The 21,850-nt window shown below is 68.1% G+C and carries 25 protein-coding genes and 1 pseudogene; 15 read left to right on the top strand and 11 right to left on the bottom strand.

Annotation, left to right across the window (positions count from 1 at the left end):
• Window positions 1–279 (bottom strand): type II toxin-antitoxin system Phd/YefM family antitoxin, encoded by a 279-nt coding sequence (locus BCF44_RS47035; RefSeq protein WP_116181126.1) that lies wholly within the window; start codon window positions 277–279, stop codon window positions 1–3.
• 52 nt (window positions 280–331) lie between these two features.
• On the opposite strand from BCF44_RS47035, the pseudogene BCF44_RS47030 reads away from it, so the two are divergent.
• Together BCF44_RS47030 and BCF44_RS47025 are read left to right on the top strand one after the other, a co-directional pair.
• A pseudogene (locus BCF44_RS47030) lies at window positions 332–526 on the top strand (MBL fold metallo-hydrolase); the annotation flags it as partial.
• Window positions 527–738: 212 nt separating this feature from the next.
• Window positions 739–1,773: a nucleoside hydrolase gene (locus tag BCF44_RS47025; protein WP_170218138.1), complete on the top strand. Its 1,035-nt coding sequence runs from the start codon at window positions 739–741 to the stop codon at window positions 1,771–1,773.
• Between the two features lie 402 nt (window positions 1,774–2,175).
• Here BCF44_RS47025 and BCF44_RS58845 read toward each other — a convergent pair whose 3' ends face one another.
• On the bottom strand, window positions 2,176–2,310 hold the full coding sequence (locus BCF44_RS58845; RefSeq protein WP_281283245.1) for a hypothetical protein: 135 nt from the start codon (window positions 2,308–2,310) through the stop codon (window positions 2,176–2,178).
• Window positions 2,311–2,457: 147 nt separating this feature from the next.
• Here BCF44_RS58845 and BCF44_RS47010 point away from each other — a divergent pair, with 147 nt between their 5' ends.
• The 4 genes from BCF44_RS47010 to BCF44_RS46995 all read left to right on the top strand — a co-directional run bounded on the left by BCF44_RS47010 (window position 2,458) and on the right by BCF44_RS46995 (window position 5,555).
• Entirely contained in the window at window positions 2,458–3,216 is a 759-nt protein-coding gene (locus tag BCF44_RS47010) for an RNase H family protein (RefSeq protein WP_211353564.1), read from the top strand.
• A gap of 45 nt (window positions 3,217–3,261) precedes the next feature.
• Window positions 3,262–3,822 carry a DinB family protein gene (locus BCF44_RS47005; protein ID WP_116181067.1) on the top strand — a complete coding sequence of 187 codons (561 nt, stop codon included), beginning with the start codon at window positions 3,262–3,264 and terminating at the stop codon, window positions 3,820–3,822.
• A gap of 30 nt (window positions 3,823–3,852) precedes the next feature.
• Window positions 3,853–4,404: a DinB family protein gene (locus tag BCF44_RS47000; RefSeq protein ID WP_116181066.1), complete on the top strand. Its 552-nt coding sequence runs from the start codon at window positions 3,853–3,855 to the stop codon at window positions 4,402–4,404.
• Window positions 4,405–4,490: 86 nt separating this feature from the next.
• Window positions 4,491–5,555, top strand: coding sequence for a HEAT repeat domain-containing protein (locus BCF44_RS46995; protein ID WP_116181065.1), 1,065 nt, complete (start codon window positions 4,491–4,493; stop codon window positions 5,553–5,555).
• Here BCF44_RS46995 and BCF44_RS46990 read toward each other — a convergent pair.
• On the bottom strand, window positions 5,545–6,123 hold the full coding sequence (locus BCF44_RS46990; RefSeq protein ID WP_116181064.1) for a DUF7711 family protein: 579 nt from the start codon (window positions 6,121–6,123) through the stop codon (window positions 5,545–5,547). The two genes, BCF44_RS46995 and BCF44_RS46990, sit on opposite strands and share 11 nt — an antisense overlap.
• On the opposite strand from BCF44_RS46990, the gene BCF44_RS46985 reads away from it, so the two are divergent.
• Window positions 6,122–6,823: a hypothetical protein gene (locus BCF44_RS46985; protein WP_147328939.1), complete on the top strand. Its 702-nt coding sequence runs from the start codon at window positions 6,122–6,124 to the stop codon at window positions 6,821–6,823. The two genes, BCF44_RS46990 and BCF44_RS46985, sit on opposite strands and share 2 nt — an antisense overlap.
• A 17-nt stretch (window positions 6,824–6,840) precedes the next feature.
• Window positions 6,841–7,299 (top strand): ribonuclease HI, encoded by a 459-nt coding sequence (gene rnhA, locus BCF44_RS46980; protein ID WP_116181062.1) that lies wholly within the window; start codon window positions 6,841–6,843, stop codon window positions 7,297–7,299.
• Here the strand turns inward: rnhA and BCF44_RS46975 are convergent.
• Together BCF44_RS46975 and BCF44_RS46970 are read right to left on the bottom strand one after the other, a co-directional pair.
• Complete coding sequence (locus tag BCF44_RS46975) at window positions 7,296–8,153, bottom strand: DMT family transporter (protein ID WP_116181061.1); 858 nt, start codon at window positions 8,151–8,153, stop codon at window positions 7,296–7,298. The genes rnhA and BCF44_RS46975 overlap by 4 nt on opposite strands.
• Window positions 8,154–8,387: 234 nt before the next feature.
• Window positions 8,388–9,704 carry an outer membrane protein assembly factor BamB family protein gene (locus BCF44_RS46970; protein WP_211353563.1) on the bottom strand — a complete coding sequence of 439 codons (1,317 nt, stop codon included), beginning with the start codon at window positions 9,702–9,704 and terminating at the stop codon, window positions 8,388–8,390.
• 855 nt (window positions 9,705–10,559) lie between these two features.
• Between BCF44_RS46970 and BCF44_RS46965 the strand changes: the two genes are divergently transcribed.
• The gene (locus BCF44_RS46965) at window positions 10,560–12,617 is read left to right on the top strand and encodes a PQQ-dependent sugar dehydrogenase (protein ID WP_246016222.1); all 2,058 of its coding nucleotides are present in this window, start codon (window positions 10,560–10,562) and stop codon (window positions 12,615–12,617) included.
• A 51-nt stretch (window positions 12,618–12,668) separates the two neighbouring features.
• On the opposite strand, the gene BCF44_RS46960 is transcribed toward BCF44_RS46965, so the two are convergent.
• Together BCF44_RS46960 and BCF44_RS46955 are read right to left on the bottom strand one after the other, a co-directional pair.
• Window positions 12,669–14,030 carry an apiosidase-like domain-containing protein gene (locus BCF44_RS46960; protein ID WP_116181058.1) on the bottom strand — a complete coding sequence of 454 codons (1,362 nt, stop codon included), beginning with the start codon at window positions 14,028–14,030 and terminating at the stop codon, window positions 12,669–12,671.
• 137 nt (window positions 14,031–14,167) lie between these two features.
• Entirely contained in the window at window positions 14,168–14,734 is a 567-nt protein-coding gene (locus BCF44_RS46955) for an HhH-GPD-type base excision DNA repair protein (protein WP_379801288.1), read from the bottom strand.
• 745 nt (window positions 14,735–15,479) lie between these two features.
• Between BCF44_RS46955 and BCF44_RS46945 the strand changes: the two genes are divergently transcribed.
• Complete coding sequence (locus BCF44_RS46945) at window positions 15,480–16,214, top strand: hypothetical protein (protein ID WP_116181055.1); 735 nt, start codon at window positions 15,480–15,482, stop codon at window positions 16,212–16,214.
• 7 nt (window positions 16,215–16,221) lie between these two features.
• Here the strand turns inward: BCF44_RS46945 and BCF44_RS58840 are convergent, their stop codons facing one another.
• Entirely contained in the window at window positions 16,222–16,350 is a 129-nt protein-coding gene (locus BCF44_RS58840) for a hypothetical protein (protein WP_281283244.1), read from the bottom strand.
• 165 nt (window positions 16,351–16,515) lie between these two features.
• On the opposite strand from BCF44_RS58840, the gene BCF44_RS46940 reads away from it, so the two are divergent.
• The 3 genes from BCF44_RS46940 (at window position 16,516) to BCF44_RS46930 (ending at window position 18,044) form a co-directional block, all read left to right on the top strand.
• Window positions 16,516–16,755 carry a hypothetical protein gene (locus tag BCF44_RS46940; RefSeq protein WP_116181054.1) on the top strand — a complete coding sequence of 80 codons (240 nt, stop codon included), beginning with the start codon at window positions 16,516–16,518 and terminating at the stop codon, window positions 16,753–16,755.
• A 477-nt stretch (window positions 16,756–17,232) separates the two neighbouring features.
• A complete protein-coding gene (locus tag BCF44_RS46935) occupies window positions 17,233–17,457 on the top strand; it encodes a hypothetical protein (RefSeq protein WP_116181053.1) in 225 nt (74 codons plus the stop codon).
• Window positions 17,454–18,044, top strand: coding sequence for a sigma factor-like helix-turn-helix DNA-binding protein (locus BCF44_RS46930; protein ID WP_116181052.1), 591 nt, complete (start codon window positions 17,454–17,456; stop codon window positions 18,042–18,044). The genes BCF44_RS46935 and BCF44_RS46930 overlap by 4 nt, the downstream gene beginning before the upstream one ends.
• A 12-nt stretch (window positions 18,045–18,056) precedes the next feature.
• Here BCF44_RS46930 and BCF44_RS46925 read toward each other — a convergent pair whose 3' ends face one another.
• Window positions 18,057–18,326, bottom strand: a complete 270-nt coding sequence (locus BCF44_RS46925; RefSeq protein ID WP_116181051.1) for a hypothetical protein — start codon at window positions 18,324–18,326, stop codon at window positions 18,057–18,059.
• A 426-nt stretch (window positions 18,327–18,752) separates the two neighbouring features.
• Complete coding sequence (locus tag BCF44_RS46920; RefSeq protein ID WP_170218137.1) at window positions 18,753–20,192, bottom strand: pentapeptide repeat-containing protein; 1,440 nt, start codon at window positions 20,190–20,192, stop codon at window positions 18,753–18,755.
• A gap of 318 nt (window positions 20,193–20,510) precedes the next feature.
• Between BCF44_RS46920 and BCF44_RS58835 the strand changes: the two genes are divergently transcribed.
• Window positions 20,511–20,645, top strand: coding sequence for a hypothetical protein (locus tag BCF44_RS58835; protein ID WP_281283242.1), 135 nt, complete (start codon window positions 20,511–20,513; stop codon window positions 20,643–20,645).
• A 15-nt stretch (window positions 20,646–20,660) separates the two neighbouring features.
• Here BCF44_RS58835 and BCF44_RS46915 read toward each other — a convergent pair whose 3' ends face one another.
• Window positions 20,661–20,936: a hypothetical protein gene (locus tag BCF44_RS46915; RefSeq protein ID WP_116181049.1), complete on the bottom strand. Its 276-nt coding sequence runs from the start codon at window positions 20,934–20,936 to the stop codon at window positions 20,661–20,663.
• Window positions 20,937–21,690: 754 nt separating this feature from the next.
• Between BCF44_RS46915 and BCF44_RS56175 the strand changes: the two genes are divergently transcribed.
• On the top strand, window positions 21,691–21,837 hold the full coding sequence (locus tag BCF44_RS56175; RefSeq protein WP_170218136.1) for a hypothetical protein: 147 nt from the start codon (window positions 21,691–21,693) through the stop codon (window positions 21,835–21,837).
• The last annotated feature ends 13 nt before the right edge of the window (window positions 21,838–21,850 follow it).

Here is a 21,850-nt window from a genome sequence, read left to right as displayed (position 1 = left end):
TCAGCCACGGCCGCGCTCCCACACATCGTCGTCACCGAGACGGTCCTCAGAGCCGAAGACCTCGTCGGCCTCCTGCCGCATGCGGCCGTAGTCGACCCTCGGCAGCGTCCGGTGCCGGTCCACCAGTTCCTCAGCCGTCAGCCGTCGCCGGCGGGCGACCGGGCGCAGCTCTGCGATCTCAACGCCGTTGCGGGTGACATGGAACGTCTCGCCCGCCTCCACCGCATCCATGACAGCCGCGGAGTTGTTGCGAAACTCGCGTTGGGTGATCACCTTCACGAACACCAGTGTAGCCCCATGTAGCTCAACGGGCTACGAAGTTCACCGCTGTGGTGATACGCTCTTTCCGGGTGGCGTGGGGAAAACGACGTCCCCGGAGAACTTCACGTCGCTGCTCAACGACGTCTCCGAGCGGCTGTTCGATGCCCTGCCGGACGACACCTGGTTCTACCCGGGCCACGGCGACGACTCGACGCTGGGCGAGCAGAAGCCCCACCTCGACAAATGGCGCGCCCGCGGCTGGTGAGCTGGTACTTCGGCGGGGCTGCCCAAGCGTGCGGGCAGCCCCGTCTCGTTGTGCCCCAGCAACGGAGCTGCGAAGTATTCAAACAGGTCAGAGGCTCTAACCGACGAAACGCGGTGCCGCCAGCCACAGCCCAGGCCCCACCCGCGACACTTGGTTGCTGCCGGCCGGCCGCGCAGGTCACTCGATCACGAGAAACTGTCGGGTGCTGTAAATTGACCACCGACGCGGTCGCGACGAAGAAGGACGTCATGATCAGTCCCTTGTCCCGGCGAAGGATGCTTGGCGGTACGGCACTGGCGACCGCGGTGGTGGCCGGGATGCTCGCGAGTCCGGCGGGCGCCGAGGCGGAGACCACTCCGAGGCTGATCATCGACACGGACATCTTCGCCGACGTGGACGACGTCGGCGCGCTGGCCATCGCCAACGCGGCCCATCAGGCAGGCGATGTCCGCCTGCTCGCCGTTGTGGTGAACACGCCGAGCCGGTGGGGCGCGCCCGCCGCCTCCGCGATCAACACCTACTACGGCAACAGCCACGTTCCGGTGGGCGCGCGGGAACCGGTGGACGATTCCGTCGCCGAGCGCAACTACGCCCAATACCTCGCCGAGCACTTCCCCAACAGCCTGCGCGATGGCCGGTACGCACCAGAGGCGGTTTCGCTCTACCGCAGCGTGCTCGCCGGCCAGCCCGACCACGGCGTGACAATCGCGGCCATCGGCCTGCAAACCAATCTCGCCGCGCTGCTGGCCTCCGGGCCCGACAGCCGCAGCCGGTTGACCGGCCGTGAACTGGTGGCGCGCAAGGTGGCGCGGCTGGTCGTGATGGGCGGGCAGTACCCGGCGGGCGCCGAGTTCAACTTCACCCAGGACCCGGCTGCCACCCAACGCGTGGTGGCCGCATGGCCGACGAGGATGATCTTCGACGGCTTCGAGATCGGCGATACGGTGTACACGGGCGCGGGGTTGGCCGGCACCGCGGCGGACAACCCGGTACGGGCGGCATACCGGATCTACGTCGGCGAGGGCAACAACCGCAGTAGCTGGGACCTCACCGCCGTGCACTACGCCATCTACGGCGCGCCCGGCCTGTACCGGCTGTCCGGTCCCGGCAACAACGACATCGCCACCGACGGGTCGAACACCTGGCACGACACCCCGCCGAAGGACCAGTACTACCTGGTGAAAACAGCATCCGACGACACGATCGCCGGAGAGCTGAACCAGTTGCTGACCCGACCACGACGGTAGCCCGGCAATTCGCCACCGAGCCGACCCCCGACTATCTCAAGCATGTCTTTCAGGCCCTTGAAGTCGGCTTCGTTGCCCGTGTGGAGCGGCAGGCCCCCGGGCGGATGCTATGGCAGCGATCATCAGGTCGAGCCGGCGCGGTGTGGGATCGCGCGTCGGCTCCGGCGTCAGCGCGACCAAGGTCCCGTACCGAGTCGCCGCCTCGGTGTCGAAAGGCAGCGGATCGAATTCGACGATGGCCGCACCCAGGCCCGCGTCACAGCGTCCTTGGCCGTCGTGACGCCCTGATGCAGCTCGGCCGTCGTGATCGCCGTGATCTCCGGAATCCTCGGCGGCGCCGCCGGATCAAGGACAGCCAGGTCGATGTAGGTGCATATGTCCAGCACTGCCGACTCATGACGCTCAGCCACGGCCGCGTCCCCACACATCGTCGTCGCCGTTGCGAGTGACGTGGTACGTCTCGGCAGCGGAGTTGTTGCGGAACTCGCGCTGGGTGATCACCTTCACGAAAGACGGTGTCGCCCCCACGTAGCGCATCGGGCTCCGCGGTGGCGGTACGCCGTTCCCCGGCAGCGCGGGACCCGATGACCGCTCTCCCACATGACCGGATTCACCGAAGCAGGTACGGAAGACTGCCTACGGCGATAACTTCGGGGAGTGGTTGGCCAAGAGGATGAGCCAGTCGTGAAGGTCTACACCGGCGGTGCCTGCGATGGCGATCCAGGACCGGGTGGCTGGGGCGTGCTACTGAGGTCGGGGCGGCACCAGAAGACGCTGCACCACAGCGCCGCGACCACCACCCTCAGCCGGATGGAGCTAACGGCGTTCGTGCACGCCCTCGAATGCTTGAAGAAGCCCAGCCAGGTGCGTCTGCACAGCGCCAGCGCGTACCTGCGGGACGTCCTCACTAAGGACCCAGGGCGGCCGGATCAGGAGAGCCGAAGGAACGCGGATCTCATGCGACGACTCGGCAACTGCGCGGACCTGCATGTGTTGTCGTGGCAGTCGACCACTGACGGAGTCGATGCCGCGTACCTCGAGTGGATCAATCGAGTCGCACTCAAGGAGATGCTGGCCCAGGCCGCCAGCAAGGCGACAACCAGGGCACAGGCGCCAAAACCCGCCAGCACACCGGTCCCCGACCTGGACAAGGAATGCAGGCACGGCATGAAAGTTGCCTACTGCGCCAATTGCAAACAGCCGATGGCGGGAGTTCTCCCCAACGGGTACCGAACGAAGGGAGGAACTACATACCACAACGACCCGGACTGCTACTGGCTGCGCTGGGGCCAAACACAAGCACACCGGCAGGGCAAGAACCTCCGCGACATCGTGAGCATCGCGTGGAGCAACGTGGTACCCGGCGAGTTGGAACCGTGCGAGTTCTGTTGCACCGTCCATTGGTTGCTGGGAAGTGGGCGGGTGCGTCAAATCTCGTGGTGATCCACACAGAGCACCACGCACCATCCTCAACACGACGGAGGCGGCGTGACCAACGATCTCGACTGGAAAGAGCTGCTCCTGGAACAGGCGGAGTGGCACTGGCACAACCAACTACGCCCACGGCTCAACGGCCTGACCGACGACGAATACCGCTGGGAACCCGTGGACGGCGCGTGGAACGTACGGCCGCGAGGCACCGGCGCGACGGCGGTGGGCAGCGGGGATCACGTCCTCGACTGGGAGTATCCGGCACCGGAGCCGGCGCCGGTCACGACGATCGCCTGGCGGATCGCGCACCTGGTGGTGGGGGTCTACGGCATGCGGGTGGCGTTGCTTTTCGGTGGCCCGCCGATGAGTCACGCGAGCCACGAGTACCCGGGTGACGCGGCGACGGCCCTCCGGCAGCTCGACACCGTGTACGAAGCGTGGATCGACGGGATACGGAAGTCGGATCTGAGCCGGCCGTGCGGACCGGGGACGGGCATGGACGAGGATTACCCGATGGCGGCGCTGGTGCTGCACGTCCACCGGGAGCTGATCCACCACGGCGCGGAGATCGCCCTGCTCCGCGACCTGTACCGGGGAAGCACCGATCGAGGACGGTAACCGTCCGGAATTGACCCTAGGGTCGGCGGCGTGACCAACGATCTCGACTGGAAAGAGCTGCTCCTGGAGCAGGCGGAGTGGCACTGGCACAACCAACTGCGCCCACGGCTCAACGGCCTGACCGACGACGAATACCGCTGGGAACCTGTGGCCGGGGCCTGGAACGTACGGCCGCGAGGCACCGGCAAGACGTCGATGGCGGCGGGCGGCGGCGAGTACGTCATCGACTGGGAGTACCCCGAACCCGACCCGGCCCCGGTCACGACGATCGCCTGGCGGCTCGGCCACATCGTGGTCGGCGTGTTCGGCATGCGGGTGGCGTCGCATTTCGGCGGCCCGCCGATGGATTACAACAGCCACGAGTACCCGGGCGACGCGAAGACGGCCCTCGCACAGCTCGACACCGTGTACCAGGCCTGGATCGACGGGGTGCGAAAGGCGGATCTGAGCCAGCCGTGCGGTCCGGCGGAGGGACCGTTCGCGGACTACCCGATGGCGGCGCTCGTCCTGCACATCCACCGGGAACTGATCCACCACGGCGCGGAGATCGCCCTGCTCCGGGATCTCTACCGTCGACGCTGATCGCCCCAAGGTGAGCGCGTAACCGAACCATCGGCCGGTGTGAAAGGGTGCGGGCGAAGCTGGGGTGATCGTCTAGGTTGGCGCGCATGTTCATGCGCAAGGCGGTCGTGGGCGAGGCCTGTGTCGAGGCGGCGTTCCCGGGCGCGGACGTGGCGGGGCTGCGGGAGGCGGCGGCGCAGCTGCGGGCGGTGTACCCGTCGGCGGTGGCGGAAACGCTGCTGGCGTCGGTGAATTCCCGGCGGTGGAAGCCGGCGCGGACGGCGATCGGCGGGCTGCGCAAGCAGGGGCGGGCGGGGATGTGGACCGCCCCGGCGATCGCGGGGTGGCTGAAGCTGCGCATGGACGAAGGGGTCCACGAGGAGGAGAGCTACGCGATCAGCGACGCGTTGTTCGCCCTGACGGAGATGCGGCCGCTGCTCGGCGAGTACGGGTGCGAGCCGATGGAGCGGTTCCTGGACGACGTCTTCCAGCCCTACCTGCTGACGCTGCTGGCGCCGCCGGTGAGGTACTGGCAGCGCGCGATCGTCGGCTACCTGGAGCGCGAGGAGGGCGACCTGGAGGCGGTGGCGGCGCGGCTGCAGACCTTCGTGGTGGCGGTGCGCGAGGAGACGTCCGACTGGGACCAGTACACGCACGCGGAGATCCTCCGCCTGCTCGGGGAGATCGGCCCGAAGCTGGAACGCCTAGGGGTGGAACGGAAGTGGCGTACGGAGCGGCGGCCGGAGCCGATCGAGCGGCCGGTGGACTGGCTGATCGCGGAGCTGGCGGCACCGTCGGTGGAACGCCGGATCGAGGCGTGCCGGGCGGTCCGGCGGCTGGGGGCGGCGGACGCGATGCCGGCGCTGCTGGCGTTGGCGAAGGAGCTGGAGTCGGCGCCGGAAAACGTGGTGGAGCAACTGCGAGAGGAAGCGATGGCGGCGATGCTGGCGCTGGCGCCCGAACCGCAGCGCGAAGCCACACCGGTGACGCATCGGCTGCTGGTGCTGGCGGCGCAGGACCCGAACCCGAGCGTCCGGGCGACGGCGTTGGCGGCCCTCGCGGAGGGCCCGTCGACGCCGGAGGCGTTGGACATCGCGCTCCAGGCGGCGGAGTCGGACGACCCGGACGAGCGGGCGGCCGGCGTCCGCCTGCTGGCCCGGCTCAACCTCTGACGGCGTCGAGCAGATCCAGATAGCCGTCGGCGGCCCGCCACAACGAATCCGCATAGGGTTCCAGCTTGCCGGGCCGCCACCGCTTGTCGTCGTACGCACGATGCTGCTGCCGCAGCGCCCGCAGGCTGACGGCGAGCTCCGCCTCGATCTGGGCTCGCAGCTCCTCCGCGGCGGGCGCGTCGGCACGCACCTCAGCCCCGCGCCCCTCGCGAAGGGCGGCCAGGGTGCCCTCGCGCACTCCCCCCGACGCATCCCAGACGAGGGCGGGCCGCGAAATGGCGTGGTTCCACACCGGACCGGCGGCCGAGCGCCAGTACCCGATCAGGGGCTCCTTCAGCTGCTTGGCCATCGACCAGTGCTGGGCGCCGCGCGGCAGGTCCAGCCACGGCACGTCCGCCACGGGCAGGTCGACGACCAGCGCGACCTGAACCCGGTCGAGATCCGCCGCCTCACCGAGGATGTCGCCGAACGCCCACAGCCCGACGACCGGCAGCATCGGCACCGGTGACGGCGTGTCGCACCGGCGGGCCAGCTCCTCGAGGTGGTGAACGCCCCGGCTCCACTTCATGAAATCCATCCTCCCACACCCGGAAATGAGGGAGAGAATGCTCCGTCGGGGTGGACCGAATACGATTCGGCCGCCCCGGCCCGGCCGCGCGGGACAGAATTCCGGCGTCTGGGGAGGGAATGTGCCGGAGCAAGAATTTCGCACGCGGCCGGATGGCACGGTCTATCCGCTCACGCCGCGCAAGGGCAAGGGCGGCGCGGGCATCGTCGTCGCCGCGCTGCTGGCGGTCGGCCTGATCGCGGCCAACGGCGGCATGCACAATGCCACACTGGTGTCCACGACGACCGATCCGACCTGGCACGGGCTGCCGGTCCGACAGCAGGACGCGACAGCGCCGCAGCATCCGGACTGCGTCGCCCAATCACACGACCAGGTCCGGCAGTTCTTCGTACGCACACCATGTGCGGGCATGACCGAGGCGCTCTACACACTCGTCGATCGATCGGGAAACACATTCGCACTGTCGGTGGCGTGGGTGCGAATGAGCTCGGCCGCCGACGCCGTCGCATTCCAAAAGCTCGACGACACGTACGGCACCGGCGACATCACGGCGCTGGGCGGCATTCGACTCACCGGCCAGCACTATCGGTCGGCGATCGACGGCACGCTGGTGGTGATCGCCGAGGCCGAACCGCTCACGGGTCAGTCGACGCTGCTGGACGACGCGGCCCTGACGGGTACGCAACTGCCTGCGCCCTGACCAGTAAGGTCACCGGCGTGGCGGACCAGAATGCGGTGGAGATCTACACCGACGGCGCGTGCAGCCCGAACCCGGGCCCCGGCGGCTGGGGCGCGGTGCTGCGGTACGGCCGCCACGAGAAGGAGCTCTACGGCAGCGAGTCCGCGCAGACCACCAACAACCGGATGGAGCTGATGGCGCCGATCCGGGCGCTGGAGTCGCTGACCCGGCCGTCGACCGTGCTCGTTTACACGGACAGCACCTACGTCCGCAACGGCGTGATGAGCTGGCTGCCGCGCTGGAAGAGCAACGGCTGGCGCACCAGCAACCGCGAGCCGGTGAAGAACGCGGACCTGTGGCAGCGGCTGGAGACCGCGATGGCCCCGCACCAGGTGGAGTGGCACTGGGTGAAGGGCCACGCCGGTCACCCGGAGAACGAGCGCGCGGACCGGTTGGCGGTCAAGGGTTCGCTGGAAGCCCAAGGGGTTCGGAGCTAAGCGACCGCGATCGCCGCGATGCCCGCCAGGACGACCAGTGAACCCGCGATGCGGCGCACCGCCTGCGCCTCGCCGAGGATTCGCCAGGCGGCGAAGCCGCCGAGCACGATGCTCAGTTCACGGGCCGGGGCGACCAGGCTCACCGGGGCGAGCTGCAGGGCGTACAGGACGAAGAGGTAGCCCAGCGGCGACAACAGCCCGACGATCAGCACGTCACGCCGGTGATCACGCCACAGCTCGGCGATCGCCGGCCGGTCCCGCAGAGCCGACGGCGCCATGAGCGCGCTCTGGGCAATCGCGCCGAGGCCGAAGTAGATCACCGGCGGAATCCCCAGCGCCGTAACGGAATGCGCGTCCCACAGCGTGTAGCCGGCGATCACCACGCCCGTCAGCACGCCGTAGAACACGCCCGCCCGACGACGTTCCGGCGACGCGCTCGACCTACCGGTGCTGATCACCAGCACGCCGGTGATCACCAGGAAGGCGCCGGCCAGTCCGAGCCAGCCCGGGTGTTCGCCGAGGAACAACACCGCCGCCAGCACCGACAACAGCGGCCCGGTGCCGCGGGCCAGCGGGTAGACCACCGAGAGGTCGCCGGCCGCGTATCCCCGCTGCAGCACGATTCCGTAGGCCACGTGCAGGATCGCCGTGCCCAGCGCCCCGACCAGCCACATCCATTGTGGACGTTCCGTGCACATCAGGATCACCGCCGGCGGGCCGAACACCAGCGCCGACACCGTGTAGTACAGGAAGACGAACCGCGCGCCGCCGTCGCCGACGCGCTTCGCCGACAGGTTCCAGACCGCGTGCACGACCGCCGCCGACAGCACCAACACCAGGGCCAAGCCGTTCATCCGAGCGCCTTCCCCCGAGGTCCGCGCGGACCCGGGAAGGCCTCCAGGCTTTTGTCCCGTCAGCTGAACAGCCACGCCCCTTCGTGGCTGATGGTGCCGCTCGGACCAGACCCGCCGACGAACGGCGACGGAACCCTAGGCACTGCGCCGCCCACCCTACTCCGCGTCCGCAAGCACACTGACGCCGTGCGGTTCCCGGCTCGCGAGGCCGGGAACCGCACGGCTCAACCGCGTTCAGGCGCCGCCGACGGCGACGACGCCGTTCATCGTGCCGACGTAGGCCCGCTGACCGGACAGCGTTGGCGACACGAAGTGCGGCACGCTGCCGACCGAGATCTGCGAGCGCACCGCCCCCGTCGTCTGGTCCAACGCGAACAGGACGCCGCTGCCGGACACGATCCACACCGCGCCGCCGCCGACCGTCGGCGATCCGAACACTGCCTGCTTGGCCGTCCACGTCACGGTGGGAGTGCCGTCCGCGGCGATGGTGACGGCCTGCGCACTGCCGCTGTGGCAGGCCAGGTACACCGTGTTGCCGACCACCGACGTGCCGCCGAAGGAGCTGCACGTATTCGCCGTCTTGACCTGCCCGCCGATGCCGCCGAGATGGTTGGCGCGCAGCACGTACGTCGTCGGGCGCTTGCCGGTGATCACGACGAACGACCCGACCATCGCCGGGCTGGCCGAGCCGAGGTCCAGGTCGCTGTTGTTGTCACTGGCCCACTGCGACGGGGCGAAGAAGTCCAGCCGGCCCAGGGTGGCGGTGGACAGCGCCGTGACCGAGTCGCCGCCGTCGTAGGCGCCGCCGCCGGCCGCGCTGTTGCCCACCGAGTAGTACAGCCGGTCACCGCCGAGCACGGCGCCGCCCGGCGCCCAGATGCCGCCCTCCCGTGTGGTCGGAATGGCGAAGCTGAGCGGGTTCTTGCCGTCGGTGGTGGTGGACACCACCGATCCGATGTAGTTCGAGCAGTCGCCCAGCAGGCCGCCGTAGGCGATGTAGACCCGGCCGGCCTGCACGGTGAGCGCGGACCGCTGCTGGTGGGCCAGCGGGCTGCCCTTCGGCGGCTCCGCGGCCACCCGGACCTCCACCGCGCCGGTGGTGCCGTTGATGCCGACCAGGGTGTGGTGGCCGCCGTTGGTCTCGGCCAGCGCGAACACCCGGCCGGTGGCCTGGTCGTAGGCCATTGTGCTGGTGATGCCGAGCGGGTCGATGTCGCCGCACGGCAGACCCGACTTCGGCTGGGGTGCGCCGAGGTTGGTCTTCCACTTCACCGCGCCGGTCGCCGCGTCCAGCGAGTACACGGTGTCGTGCTCGGTCGCGGCCAGCACCTGCGTGCCGATGACGAGTGGCTGGCCGTACACGGCGCCGTCCAGCGTGGCGTGCCACGCCGTGGACAGCGTCGACACCGGCGAGAGGTCGGTGGCGTTGCCGGATCGGCCGTTGTCCTTGTGGTACGTGGGCCAGTCGCCCGGTGCGAGCGGGCGGGCCTGCTGCCCGATGCCGGCCGTCGTCGGGACGGCGTTCGGCGCGGCGGTCGAGACAGCGTTCACTGACAGGAGGGCGCCGAGGAGCACGGCGCCGATTGAAAGCGCTTTCCGCATGTTCACAGTGTGGTCTGGACCACAAGCCCGCCGTTCGGACGCATCAGCACTGTACTCCCTGGACACCAGCCCGCGCATGGTCGCGCCGCCCTGCCCTTGACATATAAACGATGACTCACGACCGGACGGAAATGCCGCAGAGGCAAGGAATCCGCCCAAGAAGAGGTCCGATGTCCACACCTTGCGCAGGCATGGAGCACTCACGTTACCAGTTCCGCCAAGAGAGGAATCCTCATATTGGTGGCGACGATCGCGACACCCCCTTCCGGAACCAGCGCGGAGCCACCGTCCCGCGCACGCCGACGGGGGCGAAGCCCAGCCCGACCCTCGGCGGCCGCGTGCTGGAGCAACGCCCACGTCGGGACTTTCACCAGGGCAAACACTTAATACATGACTTGGCCCAAGTCGTCACCAGCGCGGTGGCCGCGTCACCCGGAAAGCCCAGGACCGACAAGGTTGTCACGTCCGATCGGGCGCGTCGCCGCGCCGCCGGACGCAGCACGTCCCGGCCCGTGCCGCCGAGCACTCGTCATGATCGCCGGCCCGGGTCCACGCCACACTTGATCGACGCCAGGAATGGCTTGTTTACAAGCAACAGCCCGTGAAGCTACGCTCCCCACCTCGGCATGGAAGCGCTCCCAACCGCCCCACGACCCGCTCGGTCCTCTCGTGGCACGGCGTCGCCGTCGTTCGCAACACTCCCACGCAGCAACAAGATCGCCACTCGAACCGTTGCGGAAAGCGCTCTCCCACCCCCGATCCCGCCGCCACGCCCCACCAGCGATAGGAGGAACAGTGCCCCAGTTGAGCAGGCTTCGACTGGCCGTGACGGTCGCCGCTGCGCTGGCCGTCGGGCTCGCCCCGGCCGCCGCGTCCGCGACACCGCACGCCGATTCCCTTTTGTCCCAAGGCAAACCGGCGGCGGCCTCGTCCGTGGAGAACAGCACCTTCCCGGCCTCCAACGCGGTCGACGGGAACGCGGGCACCCGCTGGTCGTCGTCCTTCAGCGACCCGCAGTGGATCAGCGTCGACCTCGGCGCCATCGCGCAGGTCGACCAGGTGAAGCTGGTGTGGGAGGCGGCCTACGCCACGGCGTACCAGATCCAGGTGTCCTCGGACAATCTGACGTGGAACAGCGTCTACACCACCATGGCCGGCAAGGGCGGCACCGAGACGCTGACGGCGCTGGCCGCGTCCGGACGCTACGTGCGGATGCTCGGCACGCAGCGCGCGACGCAGTGGGGCTACTCGCTGTTCGAGTTCCAGGTCTACGGGTCGCTGACCTCCGCGGCGTCCCCCACCGCGCCGGCGAACCTGCACAGCACCGCGGCGACCGACACGAGCGTCGCGCTGGCCTGGAACCCGTCCACGCCCGGCACCGGCGGCGCGATCAAGGAGTACGACGTCTACCAACACGGCTCGCAGATCGCCACCGTGCCGCCGAGCGCCTCGACCTACACCGCGACCGGGCTGACACCTAACACCCAGTACTTCTTCACCGTCTTCGCCAAGGACGTCAACGGCAACGTGTCACCGCCGTCGGCCGAGGTGCCCGTCAAGACGATGCCGTCGAGCGACACGACGCCGCCGACCGCGCCGGGGAACCTGCACGTGACCGGCGCGACGGCCAACACCGTCTCGCTGGCGTGGAACGCCTCCACCGACAACGTGGGCGTCGTGGGCTACGACGTCTACAACGGATCGAGCAAGGCCGGCTCCTTCACCACCACCTCGGGCACCATCGACGGCCTCGCCCCGTCGACCAACTACACGTTCACCGTCAAGGCGCGTGACGCGGCCGCGAACGTCTCCGCACCCAGCAACGCCGCGACCGCGACAACAACCGCCGGAACCGGTGGCGGCGGCACCAATCCCGGGCAGGTCACCCAGATCACCACCGACTCCGACATCCCGTGGGGCCTCACCTTCCTGCCCGACGGCACCGCGCTGATCTCCGAGCGCGACACCTTCCAGATCGTGCACGTCACGGCCGGCGGGCAGAAGACGGTCGTCGCCAAGGTGCCCAACGCCACCGGCACCGGCGGCGAGGGTGGCCTGCTCGGCATCGCCGTCGCCCCCACCTTCACCACCGACCACTGGCTCTACGTCATGCACACCTCCCCCACCGACAACCGGGTCGTGCGCTTCCAGTACGTCAACGGGACGCTCGGCGCCGAGCAGGTGCTGCTGACCGGCATCGCCCGCAACCTCTACCACAACGGCGGCCGGCTGGCCTTCGGCCCCGACGGCAAGCTCTACGTCACCACCGGCGACGCCCAGAACGGCGCCAACGCGCAGGACCTCAACTCCCTCAACGGAAAACTCCTGCGGCTCAACCCGGACGGCAGCGTCCCGTCGGACAATCCGTTCCCCGGCAAGTACGTCTGGAGCTACGGCCACCGCAACGTGCAGGGCATCGCCTGGGACTCGCAGGGCCGGCTCTGGGAGAGCGAGCTCGGCGACTCCACCCAGGACGAGGTCAACCTCATCGTCAAGGGCGGCAACTACGGCTGGCCGATCTGCGAGGGCACCCACGACCACGACGGGTCCTGCAACAACCCCAACTTCATCCCGCCCAAACGCACCTTCGCGCCGACCGGCGCCAATTCGCCGAGCGGCCTGGCCATCGTCGGCGACGTCCTGTTCATGTCCGAACTCACCGGCCAGCAGATGCTGCGCATGCCCATCTCGGGCAGCTCGCTGCCGTCGCAGCAGGCGTTCTTCAGCGGCACCTACGGGCGGCTGCGCACCGTCGCGCCGGCGCCGGACGGCGGCCTGTGGCTGACCACCACCAACGGGGACAAGAACAACACCCCGGGCCGGCTGAACAACCTCATCCTGCACGTCGCGTTGACCAGGTAACCGCTCGGACCGCCGATGGCGCCCGGCTGCCGGGCGCCATCGGGGTCTCGGTCAGCCGGCCGAGACGATCCGCAGCACCCAGTCGTCGTCCCCGCCGTGGTTGGCGCCGGGCGGCGTGAGCGTCACCGTGCCGCAGCCCTGCGGCGGGTCGGCCAGCCGTGACCGGCCGTCGGTCGGGTCGTACCAGAACGCGACCGCGCCCGGCCGCATCTTCGACATGTCCACGGTGATCGTCCGCGAGGTCGGCAGGTACACGAACGCGAACCGGCCGTCCGCGGTGCGCGCCGCGGTGGCGTAGTCGTTGTCGTTGACATTGCCGACCGCGCTCGCGACGCCGTAGCCGGCGGTGAGGAACGTGTGGTCCTGGTCGGGCACCAGGTCGTACCAGGGGCTCGACTTGAACAGGTCGGTCATCAGCTTGAACTCGCGGACGCCCTGGGTGTCGACGTGGTCCTGCCAGCCCGGCTTGAACTGCCAGGTCCAGCCGCTGCCGTAGAGCTGGCCGGTGGCGCCGCTGGTCATCGTCCAGTACTCCTGGCGCCGCAACGTCTTCGGGCCGCTGTAGTCGTGCTCGTCCTCGTAGTTGGCCTCGGTCATGTACACCGGCAGCGGGTTGGCGCGGTTGTACTCCTTGAGGACCTGCGCGTAGGTCGGGTAGTACGTGTACGCCGCGTCGAGCCGGATGTACTGCCGCCAGGTCGGATCGTCCAGCGAGCCGCTGGTGAGGTAGTTCAGCTCCACGGTCTGGAGATGCCGCGGATCCGTCTCCTTGAGACCGCTCGCCACCGCCTGCGTCAGCGCGCGGACGGTCGGGTCCTGCCACGTCTGGAGGTCGCAGCCGTTGAACCAGACGATGTTGGGGTACTTGGCGAATCGGTCGCCCAGGAACCGGCCGAACGCGTGTGCCTTGTCGACCCCGTTGTCCTGGAGCAGTTGCAGATGCCCACAGGTCTCCACCGGCATGAGCCAGATGGTCAGCCCCTCGTTCCTGGCCGCGGCGACCATGCGCTCCACCCGGTCCCAGTAGGCCGGGTTGGGCGTGGACATGTCGCCGGCCGTGGTGAACGGGGTGATGCCGTCGTAGGTGGCGTCGTTCGGGTGGCCGCCCTGGTCCGGCGGCACCAGCGAGTTGATCCACAGCGCGTTGAAGCCGTTGGCGCGGCGGTCGGCGAAGAAGTCCTCGGCCTGGTCCTGCGACATCGTGACGAACAGGCCCTGCGGCGAGTCGCCCGAGATCAGGTACGGCCGGCCGAACTGGTCGAGCAGGTACCGCCCGTTCGCGCTGGGCGAGGTCGGCCAGGCGAAGATCGGACCGGGTGCGTTCGGCGACTGCGCCGCGCCGCTCGCGGCGGGAGTCGGCACAGTGCCGACCATGAGGATGGCGGCCGCCGCCGCAAGATACTGCCGTAACATGACTTACCCCCCTGTGCGGGCCCCGTCAGATCGTCGAAGCCCATGGTGGACAGGCTAAGGCGCTGACACGGACCGGTCCAGCCCTATCCGGACAGAGGGGGATCCGGAAGCCGGGTGAGCCCGGCGACGGCGCGGTCTCAGGCCTTGGCCGCGGCCTTCGCGGCCTTCTTGAACGCCCGCACCTCGCCCAGCGACTTCGCGTCCACCACATCGGCCACGCTGCGGCGCGAGCCCTCCTCGCCGTACGCGCCGGCAGCCTCGCGCCAGCCCTCCGGCTTCACACCCATCTGCTTGCCCAGCAACGCCAGGAAGATGCGGGCCTTCTGGTCACCGAAACCGGGCAGGGCCGTGAGACGCTTGAGCACCTCGGCGCCGGAAGGCTTGCCCTGCTTCCAGATCTTCTCGACCTTGCCGTCGTAGTGCTCCACCAGGAACTGCGCCAGCGTCTGCAACCTCTTGGCCATCGACCCCGGGAACCGGTGGATCGCCGGCGGGGTGGACACCAGGGCGGCGAACTCCTCCGGGTCGGCCTCGGCGACCGCGTGCACGTCGAAGGTGCCCATGCGGTCCAGGATGAGCTTGGGGCCCTTGAACGCCTTCTCCATCGGCACCTGCTGGTCGCAATACCTTCGCCGATGTATGACAGCAGGTCCACCCGATCGGGCGGCAACCGGCCGCTGGTCCGCAGCCGGATCCTCGATCAGAGCTGAACACTCACCAACTCACGGCTACCGGAAGCCGTCCGGCTAGCTTGCCAGTTGGTGAGCCAGCGCTCCCTCCAAGGCACGGCGCTGTGGTAGTCCGTGTTGCCGTTGCACAGCATCCACGGGACATTACGATCCTCGCCGTCCCCCGGGCCGGCGATGGATCCACATCCCGGCCGCAGTGCTCCACCTCGTACAGGTTTCCGCCCAGCAGTAGTGTGGGAGCGGCTGATCGTCACCATCTTCTCCTAGCGTCACCAACCTGTCGTGATGTCGCAGGCGACGCCCGTGTGGCGTCGCCTGCGACAGTTCTCTCGGGGTGTAGCTCTGTGGCTCCTTGTGTCGGCGACGCGTGAAAACTGGTTTCGGCACGCTTTCCGTGATGGACCTGCGGTGACCGGCCGCGGGCGACGAGGGGTTGGAGCGCCTTCCGGAGTTCCTCGAGATTGGGCGGGACGAGCTGTACCGGCACTTCACCCTCACCAGTGCCGACCGCTTGTTCGTCGATCCCGATCGGGGACGCGGAGCCGTCGACCGACTCGGTGGAGCTGCTGAAGATCGACAGGGCGACGCGTCGTTGGCGAGGTCGTCGAGCATCGCGCGGCCGTCGTCGGCCAGTTCGAACCTGTCAGCGGCGTGACCAACTCACCGGCCCCGTGCATGGACTCCATCGGGAAACTGGCGATGAGGTCGGCCAGACCTGTCGCCTGCTGTAACACCAAGCCGATAGCAACGATATTCGCGTGTGCTCCTCACGGACGACCCGACCCCTTGGTACGACACCACCTGGCTGTGGGGCGCCGTATCTGCGGTGATTGCCTTGGCTGTCCTTTACGTGGCGTGGCGCGCGATCCCCGCCCGTCCCACCACGATCTACTTCTGGCGCTTCGACGCGATTCAACTCGTCCGCAGCAACTCCAGTATGCCGGTCACACTGGAGATCCGCCGCAACCACACTGTCCTACGCGACCCTCACTTGGTGCAGGTCCTTCTCGCCACCCGAGGTAGGGCCGACGTCGGGCAGGACGCCTTCAACGGGCCCATCATGCTCGACATCGGTGCGCCAATCGTCGACGTGCTGAAGTTCGAGTCCGACGCAGATCACATCCCTGCTCCGCCCTGGCAGGCCGAGGGGTCTACCCTTCACGTGGGACCCGCTCTACTTGCGCGGCGTCACGAGCTGACCTTCTCGCTGCTGGTCGATGGGCCACCCATCTCAGCATTGACCCTCACTAATCGTCCCCGCGATGTGACAGTCCAGGCCGCGCAGAGCAACGCCGCGGGGCCGTCTCCCTTAGACCCAGGAGTTCGACTTGCCGCATGCGGCGCTATCGTGTTCGGCGTGATGTTCGTCGTGATGCGGTCGTCCGTCGATCCACTCGCAAAGATAGCCGCTCTATACGGTGTTTTTCTCCTTGGGGCAATGATCGTGGTGCCGATAGTGCAAAAGCGGTTACGCCGTCGGATCGCTAAAAAGTAGAAGGCGGCTATGCGGCTACACGTGCCTGGTCTGATTGAGTATCCGTCTTGATCAGTTCCTGGCCGACGGCCGGATCGATCATGCCGTTCGCGGCCCGGTTCATCTGCACCTCGATCTCATCGCTGCCACCAGACATCTGAATAGTTGTCGACGCTCGTCCGGCCGGTTGACAGCATGTCGACCGCCTTGCACAAACACCTGTTGCGATCACTAGTCTCCGTCAAACATAGCCGCTGAGCTGCTGAGACTCCGTTGCAGAGTCCACGCCAGGCTGGTGCTCCCTGGAGAAGGTGCCGATGCGGTGCTGCTGGTGGACGAGGCCAGCGCGATGCATGGCCGGTGGGCCCAGCCGGCGCCAGAGCCGCCGGCGCTGCGGCTGTACGACGCACTCATGCTCGCCGGCGTGCCGCTGACCGCCGATCGGCGCCGGGCCTGGTCGTTCGGCCGGCCTGACTGTGTCGAGCTGCGCGTGGCGGTCACCAACGACCAGGTGCTCGCGGTCACCACGCCGGCGCCACGATCCCGATTCCGACCGCGGTGACCGACCTGGTGTTGGACTTCTACCGCCGGCACATCGACGACGTCGGCAGTTGATCACCGTTGCGTCTCCGGCAAGCCGCCGGACATCACGGAGGAGCGCACCCAAGCCAGCCGTCGCAGGCCGGCCCGCGAAGGGCGAGCATCAACCGCTGACCAGCACGAACGGGACTCCATTACCGGTTTTCACGTATTCCGGCAGCACCTCACGTGGGAACCGTTACGAAAGTCCACGCACCCATATGCACCCATATGCGCCCTTGGCACACATGGGGTCGCAAGGCCCTGAGCTGCTGAAATCCGAAAATCCGTCGAAGCTGCCTCGCGTGGACAACAGCGGCCTTTCAACGTGATACAGTGGCGTTGCTCGGCACAGTTGTGCCCTCAGGCCCCCGCCTACTTTGGCCGGGGCCTTTTTTGTTTCCCCACCCGCTCGCCGCCGCCTCTCGCGTCGGCGTCTTTGTCGTGCCCGGAGGCTCCCGTGTTGACCCTGCTCGTCTATCTGTCGCCGCTGCTGATACTCATCGTCGTCTTCGGCCTGGTGGTGATCGTCGCCCTGTGCCAGGCAAACCCCGAAGACGTCCCGGCGGTGCTCACTGAGGCCACCAAGGTGTTTCGCAGACTGGCCGACCGCGTCCCCCGTCGCAGCCACGCGATCCCCCTCGCCAGTGATACTGATGACAAGGACGAGGAGGTGCGGTCATGACGCGTCGGCGTGCGACACCGCGCGACGAGACCCGCCACGTCGCCGCCCTGCTACTCCTGCAGCAGATGAACTCCGTGCTGCACACCCTTCGTCCACGAGACGCCGAGGTCATCGCCCTGCTCTACGGCCTGCGCGATGGCCTCGCCCGATCGCGCGCCGACGTTGCGGCCAGCCTTGACCTAACACGTGATGAAGTCCGCCAGATCGAATCGCGAGCGATGTCCTCGCTGCGACATCCCACGCGGGCGCAGGTGGTGCGCGACTATCTCGACGGCCCGGGTCATGTCCTGGTCCCGGACGCGGTTAGGGCTCAGCTGCTGGGAAGGCCGGAACCGCACTGGACTACCGGGCACTGCGATCGGCACGGGGCGTGGCGTGCAGTCATCACGTCGCTTGTCACCTGCGCAGTGTGTCCGTGCCCTCTGACGCCACAGGGCCCGGTGACCACCAGGTCCACGATCAAGGAATTCGGGCGGCCTCGCCGGTACTGCTCGGACGCGTGCCGGCAAGCCGCGTATCGCCAACGGGTCCAGGCACGCAAAACCACCGCTACCGGAGAGCTGCCGGTTCGCGAAGACCCGCCATGAACACGATGAGGTTCAACACAGCCTTGCCCGCCGATTCGGCGGCTTCTTCACCGCTTCCGCTTTCCGCTGCTGCGGCGGCACCGCGTTGGCGGCCGCCGTCAGCGCGGTGACCTTCTTACGCGCCAACTCCACCGACGCGGCGCCGGTCAACGCAAGCAGTTTCCTGCTCGGTCTCCGGAGACGTTCACCCAACACCGCGGAGGGCCGGATGCACAGGTCGACCTGGATGGCGCCGTACCGGTGCACGGCGTTGGCCGCGCCCGTGACCTCGCTGGGCACCATCCTTCGTGCCTACCGCACCGGCGCAGAGCGAGGACACGATCGCCGCGACGCCGCCGTTCAGGCAATGGGCTATGGGGGCTGCTCGTCGTGCGAGGCCAACCAGGCGAACCCCCGGGCATCGTCGTCGGTCGCAAGCTGGCGCAGGCGGGAACGGAGGTCACGATACCTGCTGTCATCGAGTTCGACCCGATCCGGCAGCCGGGTCTTGGCGATCACAAGAACCCAAGGGACCTCGCTGGGAGGACATTCGTTGCAGCGCAGCACAAGTAGCGACGGCTGGCCCGGGCGCGTGATCGTTTCGTGGGTGTACTCCACGACGTGCAGCAGGTGGTTCCCGCACCGGCACGACGCCGGCTTGTAGCTAGGGTTTGTAGCTGACCACCTGACCACGCAGGGCCACCGCTCCCGGTAACGGAGAAGTGTGGCCTATTCCGACGGGGCTGGCGTGCCCTGGGGATCGATGTCGTCTTCTGTTGCGGGGACGGGTTCGTCGGTTCCCGTGCTGGCGTCTGGTTGCGAGTACACGAGCTGGCCCCACTGACCTTCACCGTGGTCGTCTGGCAGGCTTCCGGCTGACGGCTGCACCATCCAGCCGGCCGGCCAGACCCGTGATCGTGTCACCAGGCCCGGCACGTCCACTCGAGCCCACCCCTGCGCTGGCCCGTCCAGCGGGTCCTGGTCTGGCGCGATTGTGTTGATACCACTGCGCGCGGAGGACCTTGTCCTGAGGAGCCGGGCGGCCCCGGCGAACTTCGCCCCGTTGAACCAGGCGTCTCCACCGAACGTCGCACCCTCGAACCTGGTGGCCCTGAGGGAATTCATCTTGGTGGATCGGACGTCCTCAGCGAACTCAGCCCCGTCGAACTGGATGCCCCCACAGAACCTCGCCCCGCCGAACCATGCGTCTCCAGCGAACTCCGCTGAACTGAACCCGGCGTTCGTGGTGAACTCCGCCTCGACAAACTCGGTGTAGCCGGTGAACCGCGCCCCGCTGAACCCGGCTTCCCCGCAGAACGCCGCCCTGCTAAATCCGGCGTTCACGTCGAACTCCGCCCTATCGAACTGGGCATCCCCAGCGAACTCCGCCTCGGCGAAGTCGGTGGTCCAGCGGAACTTTGCCCCGCCGAACCTGCCTTCCCCGACGAACCTCGCCCCACCGAACATGGCGTCACTGGCGAACTCCGCATAGCCGAAGTTGGTGACCCCGACGAACCTCGCCCTGGTGAACACGCCGACGGTGAGGTGGCAGCCGCTCAGGTCGAAATCTATGAGGGTGGCGCCGGTGAGGTCGAGTGCGGTGTTGGGCCAGAACGTCGTGGCGGGGTGGTCGAAGTCGTAGCCGGGGCGGAGATGTTCGGCCAGGATGCGTTGTGCGGTCAGGCGGACTTCGCGTTCTTGGACGAGGTCGCGGTATTCGTGGCGCTGTTCGGTGGTGTTCCCAGGCTCGGGCGTGGTCCCCGGTGGCGTGTAGGGCATCCGCAGGTAAGCGCACATCACCTGCACGATGGTGGTCCGCTGGCTTGGGTTAACCTGCGCGAGGCGTTCCAGCGCATACAGGCCAGCCAGGCGGACTGGTGCCTTGTCCGAGCCGAGTTGGTCAGCGGCCTTGGTGTACAGCTCGGTGATGCGGCGGGCCGTGGCATCTATGGTGACGTCGGCGGCGGTCAGTTCCTGGTGCCACTGCCGTCGCACGGCCAGCAGCAGCGCGAACACCCCGCCCGCGCCCGCGGCGGTGCTCAAGCCTGTCTTGATGGCGTCCACCTTCGCAGCGGCGGCCGGGTCTTTCGGCGCGCTGGCCACGTTCCACAGTTCGGTAGTGGCCACCCACGCCACTACCACGACCACCACAACGGCGGCCGCCACCATCCACCAATTCAACGGTGTGCGCGTCGTCGTCGTTGAACCACGGCCGTGGAGCCGGAAGCGGTCCCGTTCGTAAGCCGTCCCGGCGTGCCGACTGGGTGCCGTTCGCGAGGTAGCCCAAGCTGTCAGCAATACGACCAGCGCCGCCAACCCGAGCGAACCGGCACTCCGAGCCAGCCATGCCCCAACTACAGGCCAGTCGATCCAACCATCCTGCATTGCTATCCACGCCGCCGCAGCCACACCAGCCAGGCCCCATCGGATGGTCGCGGCCACCCAAGGGACCACCCCGTGCTGAGTCACTTGGTTCCTATTTGCCACGTGGGGATGTCGTCCCGCCCCTCCTCTGCGCTACACGGCTTCGGGCTGGTCTCGCGGTTCTACGAGCGGTTCGCCGACCAGGCTGTGTCGGTGGTGAAGCGGCTGGACCAGCCCCGGCTCGGCCTGACCTACTAGAGCGGTCGCATCCCATCAGCGTGCATCGAAACTCCACGCCCATGTGCTGACGGGCGTCCCCATCCGCGTGGCCGCCGGCCGGACAGGATGGCGCGGCGACGGTGGCCGGTCGGCGCCGTTGAGGTGGGCTAGCACAACACTGGCCAGCGCCGCCGCCACCGCGCGGAACAGGGCCCCACCCGCGCCACGCAGCCGAGCCTGCTCCGGCAGAAGGTTGGCGGAGTGCGCCAGCAGTACCGCCAGCAGGTTCCGCTTCGACTCGGAGCTGCGCAGCAGCGCGTCGATGACCACGTCGCCGACCTAACGCGTCGATTCGAGTAAACGTACGGGGGACGACGTTGGGTGCGCGATAGCGAGGGGAGGGGGCCGGTTCCCGCAGGCACGGGAAGACCGGCCAGTCCCGAGTTGCCCGGACGTCGGACGGTGCCTCGGAACGTCCCTCTTGTCCGCCGGTGAGGCGCGTTCAGCTCCTCCGCTCCGGCATCACATCAGATTGCCTGTCCGACCCGCACGTGGGGAACCAATCCGGCCAAGTCCGGCCAGAGACAGCGGAGGCTGCTGCTCTCGCTCGCACGGGAACGGCGGCCGATTCCGCTGGTAGGAGGCAGTTTTCGATCGCGGATGCTTTCATGTTGGGTCACGGGAGACACCGCGGCGCGGGTAACACGGACCCTTGTTACCCGCCCACGGTGGACTCCAACGGCGGCATCTGCGCCGACATGGGTGATCTGGGCGCGCATTTGGTAACGGGGAACCGCTTCAAGACCGACGATCGAGGCACTACAAAGGATCTCGGCAAGGGAACGGGTGGTCCTTCGTGGCAGGCACCACGAGGACTGCGACATTCGATCGCTTGCCCGCCCGGACGATGTTCTCCCACACCCGTGGGGAACCCAGACAAGGACGGTGCCTCATGTGCTCAACCCGCTGTCGCACCCCGCTAGATTCCAATGGCCGCAAGGGGTGTAGTCAAGTCCCCCACTACTGTGCACGTCGCAGACAATTCGTCGAGATCATTCTGATGCGCCTATGCATCTTCGTCGCCATGGCCACCGTGCTGCTGGTGTTGCGCCTGCTGGGCGCCGACTTGGGCCTCGCCTCCACCACAGTGGCTCTGCTCGGCGGAGCGGCATCCCAGATGGCTGCGCCGAGCGGATCCCGTAGTCGCCCGCTGCCGCTGCCGGGACGATAACCGGGCGCCCCAC

It is taken from the genome of Kutzneria buriramensis, assembly GCF_003387475.1.
Classification (GTDB): domain Bacteria; phylum Actinomycetota; class Actinomycetes; order Mycobacteriales; family Pseudonocardiaceae; genus Kutzneria; species Kutzneria buriramensis.
Note: the sequence above shows the minus strand (reverse complement) of the source record. Positions and strands in the feature narration are given on the sequence as shown.